Raw genomic sequence first — 7,584 nt, forward strand, 5'->3', positions numbered from 1 at the left:
GTTGGCCGGGCCGCGGCGGCGGGCGACGTTGGCCGGGCCGCGGCGGCGGCGGGCGACGATGGCGGCCTCGGGCTGTCGCCGGCCAAGCTGGTCGCGCTGCCCGTCGCGGACGACCTCGGTCGTGCCGTCCATGCGGGCTGGGCCGAGGCGGCGGTCAACCAGGGCGACGAGGCATGGGGCCGCGCGCTCGGGCTGCTGGAGCTGCTGCCGCACGAGGAGGCGGAAGCGCGAGCGGCGGCCGCCGACGATCCCGTGCGCGCCGCCGAGCCGCTGCGCTGGACGTGGGGTGCGGCGCTGTCGAACACCGTCGTTGCGGCGATCAAGCGGCGGCGCGAGGCCGGCCATCGCGATCTCGACGTCGCGTTCGTCGGGTACCGGATCGATCCGCGCACGGAGGTCGACCACCTGCGCGAGCTGGGCGGGCGGGACATCGGGCGGCTGTGCGACGTCGCCGCGATCCGGGCTGCCATGCTCAAGGAGTTCGTATGACGGAGCTTCTTCGCCCGCACGCCGAGCAGCTGTTCGCCGACGAGCTCGCGGCGCTCGAGCGCGTCGACGACCGGCCGCGCCCGCCCCAGTGGCGGCTCTCGCCCTGGGCGGTCACGACCTACGTCCTGGGCGGCGAGGCCGACGGCGTCACGATCACGCCGAAGTACGTGGGCCGCCGCCGGCTCATCGAGCTCGCCGTCGCCACGCTCGCCACCGACCGCGCGCTGCTGCTGCTCGGCGTTCCGGGCACCGCGAAGACGTGGCTGTCCGAGCACCTCGCGGCCGCGATCTCCGGCGACTCCACCCTGATCGTCCAGGGCACGGCGGGCACGCCCGAGGAATCGCTCCGGTACGGCTGGAACTACGCGCGCTTGCTCGCCGAAGGCCCGACCCGCGACGCGCTCGTCCCCGGCCCGGTGTTCCGCGCGATGGAGGGCGGCAAGCTCGCCCGCGTCGAGGAGCTCACGCGCATCCCGTCGGACGTACAGGACGCGCTGATCACGATCCTGTCGGAGAAGGCGCTGCCGATCCCCGAGCTCGACGACGAGGTCCAGGCCGTCCAGGGCTTCAACGTGATCGCCACCGCGAACGACCGCGACCGTGGCGTCAACGAGCTCTCCAGCGCCATGCGCCGGCGCTTCAACACGGTCGTGCTCCCGCTCCCCGACAGCGCGGACGAGGAGGTCGAGATCGTCCGCCTGCGTCTCGACTCGATCGGCCAGACGCTCGAGCTGCCGCCCGCGACCTCCGCCCTGGAGGAGATCCGCCGCGTCGTCACGATCTTCCGGGAGCTGCGCAGCGGCGTCACCGAGGACGGCCGCACGAAGCTCAAGTCGCCGTCCGGCACGCTCTCGACGGCCGAGGCGATCAGCGTCGTCACCAACGGCCTCGCGCTCGCCACCCACTTCGGCGACGGCGAGCTCAGCCCCGAGGACGTCGCGGGCGGGCTCACCGGCGCGGTCGTGCAGGACCCGGTCGCGGACCGGGTCGTGTGGCAGGAGTACCTCGAGGCCGTCGTGCGCGAGCGTGACGGCTGGGGCGCGCTGTACCGGGCCTGCCGGGCGCTGTGACCCACACGGTCTTCGGGATCCGTCACCACGGCCCGGGGTCCGCCCGCACGCTCGAGCGAGCCCTGCACCAGCTCGAGCCCGACACGATCCTGATCGAAGGCCCCCCGGAAGCCGACGCGCTGCTCACGCTCGCGTCCGACACCGACATGGCCCCGCCCGTCGCGCTGCTCGCCTATGTCCCGGACCGCCCGGGGACCGCCGCGTTCTGGCCCTTCGCGCGCTTCTCGCCCGAGTGGCGCGCGATCCTCTACGCGCGCGAGCGCGACATCCCCGTGCGCTTCAACGACCTCCCGGCGGCGAACTCGCTCGTGCAGGAGCGCCGGCGCCGCGGCAAAGTGCAGGACGACCCGCTCGGCGCGCTCGCGGAGATCGCCGGCCACGGTGATGCCGAGCGCTGGTGGGACGACGTCGTCGAGTCGCAACGAGAGGGGCTCGGCGCGTTCGAGGCGCTGATCGAGGCGATGGAGGCGCTGCGCGAGGCGTTCCCGGACGAGGACCCGCGCGAGGAGCAGCGTGAGGCCTCGATGCGCCAGCAGATCCGCAAGGCGATCAAGGACGGTGCGAGCAACATCGCGGTCGTCTGCGGCGCCTGGCACGCGCCCGCGCTCACGCAGCTCGGCCCGGCCGCGCCCGACGCCCGCACGCTGAAAGGGCTGCCGAAGGTGAAAGTGGCGATGACGTGGGTGCCGTGGACCTACGGCCTGCTCGCGCGCGAATCCGGCTACGGCGCCGGCGTCGACTCGCCCGCCTGGTACGACCAGCTCTTCGACACTGACGACGAGCCCGTCCCGCGCTGGCTCGCCCGCGCCGCCCGCCTCCTCAGAGCCGAGGGCCTCGACGCCAGCGCCGCGCAGGTCGTCGACGCCACCCGCCTCGCGACCGCGCTCGCCGGCATCCGCAACCGCCCGCTCGCGGGCCTCGACGAGCTGCTGGACGCGACCCGCTCCGTGCTCTGCTTCGGCTCCGAGCTCCCGCTCAAGATCGTGCGCGAGGAGCTCGTCGTCGGCCACCGCCTCGGCGAGGTGCCCGAGGACACGCCGATGGTCCCGCTCCAGCAGGACGTGAGCCGCCTGCAGCGGCGCCTGCGGCTCAAGCCGGACGCGCAGCCGAAGGAGATCACGCTCGACCTGCGCAAGGAGAACGACCGCGAGCGCAGCCGCCTCCTGCACCGCCTGAACGTGCTCGACGTGCACTGGGGCGAGCCGACAGAGGCCCGCGGGCTCGGCACCTTCAAGGAGGCCTGGCACCTGGAGTGGCAGCCGTCGCTCGCCGTCGACCTGATCCACGCCGGCCGCTGGGGCACGACGGTCGAGGACGCGGCGGGCGCGCGGGCGCGCGCCGCCGCGAAGGATCAGGACAGCGTGGCGGCGTTGGCGACGCTCGCCGACGCCGTCCTGCTCGCCGACCTCCCGGCCGCCCTGGCCGCGGTCCTGCAGGCGCTCGCCGACCTCGCCGCGCTGGACCGCGACACCGCCGACCTGATGGCCGCCGTCCCGCCGCTCGCCGGCATCCTGCGCTACGGCGACGTGCGCGGCAGCGACACGAGCGCGGTCGCCGGCGTGCTGCGCGGGATCGTGCTCCGCAGTGCGGTCGGCCTGCCGGGCGCGGGGGTCGGCGGCGACGAGCAGACCGGCACGAAGCTCGCCGAGCTCGTGGACGGCGTCAACAGCGCGCTGGCGATCCTCGAGGACCCCGATCTCACGCGCGCGTGGCGCGAGTCGCTGCGGCGGGTGTCCGCCGGTGACCGCCTGCCCGGCACGCTCGCCGGCCGCGCCACGCGGCTCCTGCACGACACCGGCGAGCTCACCTCGACCGACGTCGCGAACGCGATGGCCCGCGCGCTCTCACCCGGCGAGGAGCCCGAGCGCGGCGCCTCCTGGATCGAGGGCTTCATCGGCACGAGCGGCCTCGTCCTCGTCCACGACCCGGAGCTGCTCAAGGTCCTCGACGACTGGATCGACGCGGTCGGCCCCGACGCCTTCACCAACGTCCTCCCGCTCCTGCGTCGCGCCTTCTCCGTCCTGCCCGCGGGCGAGCGCCGACGGCTGGGAGAGCGGCTCAAGCGCGGTGCCCAGGCCGCGCCCGAGGAGCAGGCGCCGATCGATCTCGACCGTGCCCGTCCCGCCCTCGAGACCGTCGCGAGGTTGTTGACGTGTCAATAAACGTCCAGGACGTTTATGTCTGACGAACGGCTCAAGCGCTGGCGGCTCGTGCTGGGCGGGAACGAAGCCGACGGCACGCAGGTCCAGCTGGGAAAGCAGGAGCGCGACATGGACGGCGCGCTCGACGCCGTCTACGGCGACCGGCGCGGTGGGCTCGGCGGCAGCGCGCCCAACGTCGCCCGCTGGCTCGGCGAGCTGCGCAGCCACTTCCCGTCCGGGGTCGTGCGCGTGGTGCAGCAGGACGCGATCGACCGGCTCGGCCTGCACCGGCTCCTGCTCGAGCCCGAGGTGCTCGACAACGTCACGCCCGACGTGCACCTCGCGGCGACGCTGATGAGCCTCAAGGACGCGCTGCCCGAGTCCAGCCGCACGGTCGCGCGCCGGATCGTGCGCGAGGTGGTGCAGGACATCGAGCGGCGGCTCGCCGACCGCACGCGCTCCGCCGCCCGCGGCGCCCTCGACCGCAGCGCACGCACGTCGCGCCCGCGGCCGTCCGAGATCGACTGGGACCGCACGATCAAGGTCAACCTCAAGCACTATCAGCCGCAGTACCGCACCGTCGTGCCGGAGCGGCTGGTCGGCCACGCGCGACGCCGGCGATCGCTCGCCGCGAACCTCATCCTCGCGCTGGACCAGAGCGGGAGCATGGGCGCGAGCGTCGTCCACGCGGGCGTGCTGAGCGCCGCGCTGGCCTCGATCCCCGCGCTCGACACGAAGGTGATCGCGTTCGACACGAGCGTCGTCGACCTCACGGAAGAACTCCACGACCCGGTCGAGCTGCTGTTCGGCATCCAGCTCGGCGGCGGCACCGACATCGATCAGGCGCTCGGGTACTGCCAGACGCTCGTCAGCCACCCCGCCAAGACCGTGCTCGTGCTCGTCACCGACCTGTACGAGGGCGGCGACCCCGAGTCGATGCTGCGTCGCGCGGCGAGCCTCATCCGGAGCGGCGTCCGCGTGATCGTCCTGCTCGCGCTCGCCGACGACGGCGCGCCGTTCTACAGCCGCGAGCACGCCGCCGCGTTCGCCGGGCTCGGCGCGCCCGTGTTCGCCTGCACGCCCGACCAGTTCCCTGAGATGCTGGCGGCGGCGCTCGAGGGCCGCGACGTCGGCGCCTGGGCGCAGGAGCAGGACATCCCGACGGCATGACCCTCCACATCACCAACGGCGACTCGACGGCGATGACGCTCGCCGAGCTGGGCATCGACGCGCTGGCCTGGCGCGACGCGCTGCACGAGGGGCCGGTCGTGCCCGGCGGCCGGGCACTGCGCGCGCAGGCGATGGGGGCGACGGAAGCCGAGTTCGAAGCGCGCGACCGCGTCCTCGACGAGCACGACGGCCCGCTCGAGCTGTGGTTCGAGGCCGACCTCTACGACCAGCTCCAGCTCGTCGAGATCCTCGCGCGCCGGCCCGACCTGGAGCCGATCACGCTGCGCCAGGTCGGCGAGCATGTCGGCATCGCGCACTTCGGCGGGCTGGGCGAGCTCACGTCCGAGCAGCTGGCCGCGCTCCCCACGATCACGCTGACGAGCGGCGCGCGTGACCTCGCCCGCCGCGCCTGGCTCGCGCTGACCGCGCCTGAACCGCACGACCTGACCGAGCTGCCCGACTCGACCGAGCTCCGGTTCGTGCGCGAGGCCTTCATCCGGCTCGCGCAGGAGCACCCGTGGCGCCGGGACGGGCTCGCGCTGTCCGAGCGGCGCCTGCTGGCCGCTGCGCCCGGCACGCGCGTCGAGCTCTTCCGTCGCGCGTGGCGGCAGGAGATCCGCCCGTTCATGGGCGACACGTTCGCGTTCCGCGCGCTCGAGCGGCTCGCGCCGTTGCTGGATCCCGGTGATGACGGGGTCCTGCGCCGCACGGCCCTCGGCGACCGTGTGCTCGACGGGAAGGCGACCTTCATCACCGACCGCTGGGTCGGCGGCGTGCACGTCGACAGCCGCGTGCTGTGGCGATGGGACGACGCCCGCGAGCGGCTGGTGTAGCTTCCCTGCATGCTCCAGGGAATCGGGCGGATGGTGGTCGGCGTGTCCGACCAGGACGAGGCGCTCGCGTTCTACCGCGACGTGCTCGGCTTCATCGTCCTCCACGACTCCGACGAGGAGGGGCTGCGCTACCTGCACATGGGCGTGCCCGGCCAGCCCGACACCGGCATCTGGCTGATGCCCGGCGCCGCCGAGCACGACCGGCCGCTGCTCGTCCTGTTCGCGGACGACCTGACCGACATCTCGGAGTCGCTCGAGCGGCACGGGGTGGACACGTGGGGCACGAGCGCGACCTCGCTGCACTTCCGTGACTGCTGCGGGAACGTCCTCGTCGCCGCCGTGGAGCCGTGACCCGTCGCGCGGACGGCTAGGCTCACTTCGTGCCCGACGTCACGCTCTACGACACCAGAACCCGCTCGCTCCAGCCCTTCCAGCCGCGCGACCCCGCGCGCGTGGGGATCTACGCCTGCGGCCCGACGGTCTACGCGCGCGTGCACGTCGGCAACGCGCGGCCGTTCGTCGTCTTCTCGCAGCTCAAGCGCTTCCTGCAGCACGAGGGCTACGGGGTCACGCTCGTCGGCAACATCACCGACATCAACGACAAGATCTACACCGCCGCGAAGGCCGCCGGCGTGCCGTCGGGCCAGCTCGCGGAGGAGATGGCCGCGCACTACCGCGCGGACACGGATCGGATCGGCCTCGGCCGGCCGGACGCGGAGCCGCTCGCGACCGAGTACGTCACGCACATCATCGAGCTGATCCAGCGGCTGCTGGACACCGACGCCGCCTACGTGGCCGAGGGCGACGTGTACTTCCGGGTGCGAGCCGTGGACAACTACGGCGAGCTCTCCCGCCGCGACCTCGACCAGATGGACCAGGGCGAGGGCGTCGAGGGCGCCGACCTCAAGCAGGACCCGCTGGACTTCGCGCTGTGGAAGGCGTGGAAGGAGGGCGAGGACACCGAGTGGGACGCGCCCTGGGGCAAGGGCCGGCCGGGCTGGCACATCGAGTGCTCGGCGATGGCCGAGGCGCTGCTGGGCGTGGAGTTCGACATCCACGGCGGCGGCGTCGACCTCGTCTTCCCGCACCACGAGAACGAGGCGGCGCAGACGCTCGCCGCGCGGGGCGCGCCGCTCGCCCGGATCTGGATGCACAACGGGATGCTCGAGCTCGTCGGCGAGAAGATGTCCAAGTCCGTGGGCAACATCCGCGGGCTGCACGAGGTTCTCGACCAGGTCGGGGGCGACGTGCTCGTCCTGTACTTCAGCTCGGGCCACTACCGGCAGCCGCTCGCGTTCTCGGACGAGCGGCTCGAGGACGCGAAGCGCTCGGCCGAACGCATCCGCGACGCGGCGCGCCGCCTGGTGGAGGGTGCCTCGCCCGAGGCGCTGCGCCCGCACCGGGACGCGTTCTTCGCCGCGCTGAGCAACGACTTCAACACCGCTGAGGCACTGGCCTCGCTCTACGGGTGGATTCGCGACGCGAACCGCTCGGAGGAACCGGTCGGCAACGCCGACCTCAAGGAGATGCTCGACGTGCTTGGGCTCGAAGGATTGATGGTGGCCGGCGACGCGCCGACCGCCGAGGCGACCGAGCTTGCGCAGCAGCGCGAGCAGGCGCGCCAGGACAAGGACTGGGCCGAGGCCGACCGCCTCCGCGACCAGCTGCTGGCGATGGGCTGGATCGTGCGCGACGGACCCGACGGGCCGGAGCTCGTCCCGGCGTCATGAGCGGGCGCGGCGGAAGTGGCGGCGGCGGCCGGTCCGGCGGTGGCCGCGGTGGAGCCGGGGGAGGCCGCGGCGGTGCCGGCGGTCGCTCGGGCGGCTCCGGCGGCGGGCGTTCCGGCGGCTCGGGCGGCCGGTGATCGACGGCATCTGGCAG

At 73.6% G+C, this 7,584-nt stretch carries 7 protein-coding genes; all 7 read left to right on the forward strand.

The features are described 5' to 3' along the window. On the forward strand, positions 1–489 hold a 489-nt coding region (locus OJ997_RS35785), incomplete at its 5' end, for a DUF5691 domain-containing protein (protein WP_270030252.1). After that, complete coding sequence (locus OJ997_RS35790; protein WP_270030253.1) at positions 486–1,559, forward strand: ATP-binding protein; 1,074 nt, start codon at positions 486–488, stop codon at positions 1,557–1,559. The genes OJ997_RS35785 and OJ997_RS35790, both read left to right, overlap by 4 nt. Beyond that, on the forward strand, positions 1,556–3,721 hold the full coding sequence (locus OJ997_RS35795) for a DUF5682 family protein (protein ID WP_270030254.1): 2,166 nt from the start codon (positions 1,556–1,558) through the stop codon (positions 3,719–3,721). The genes OJ997_RS35790 and OJ997_RS35795 overlap by 4 nt, the downstream gene beginning before the upstream one ends. 15 nt (positions 3,722–3,736) lie before the next feature. Beyond that, on the forward strand, positions 3,737–4,870 hold the full coding sequence (locus tag OJ997_RS35800) for a VWA domain-containing protein (RefSeq protein ID WP_270030255.1): 1,134 nt from the start codon (positions 3,737–3,739) through the stop codon (positions 4,868–4,870). Continuing rightward, on the forward strand, positions 4,867–5,703 hold the full coding sequence (locus OJ997_RS35805; RefSeq protein WP_270030257.1) for a hypothetical protein: 837 nt from the start codon (positions 4,867–4,869) through the stop codon (positions 5,701–5,703). Before OJ997_RS35800 ends, OJ997_RS35805 begins: the two co-directional genes overlap by 4 nt. Positions 5,704–5,712: 9 nt before the next feature. Further along, positions 5,713–6,054, forward strand: a complete 342-nt coding sequence (locus OJ997_RS35810; protein WP_270030258.1) for a VOC family protein — start codon at positions 5,713–5,715, stop codon at positions 6,052–6,054. A gap of 29 nt (positions 6,055–6,083) precedes the next feature. Continuing rightward, entirely contained in the window at positions 6,084–7,433 is a 1,350-nt protein-coding gene (gene cysS, locus OJ997_RS35815) for a cysteine--tRNA ligase (protein ID WP_270030259.1), read from the forward strand. Positions 7,434–7,584: the final 151 nt, after the last annotated feature.

This window comes from Solirubrobacter phytolaccae (assembly GCF_027587195.1).
Lineage (GTDB): Bacteria > Actinomycetota > Thermoleophilia > Solirubrobacterales > Solirubrobacteraceae > Solirubrobacter > Solirubrobacter phytolaccae.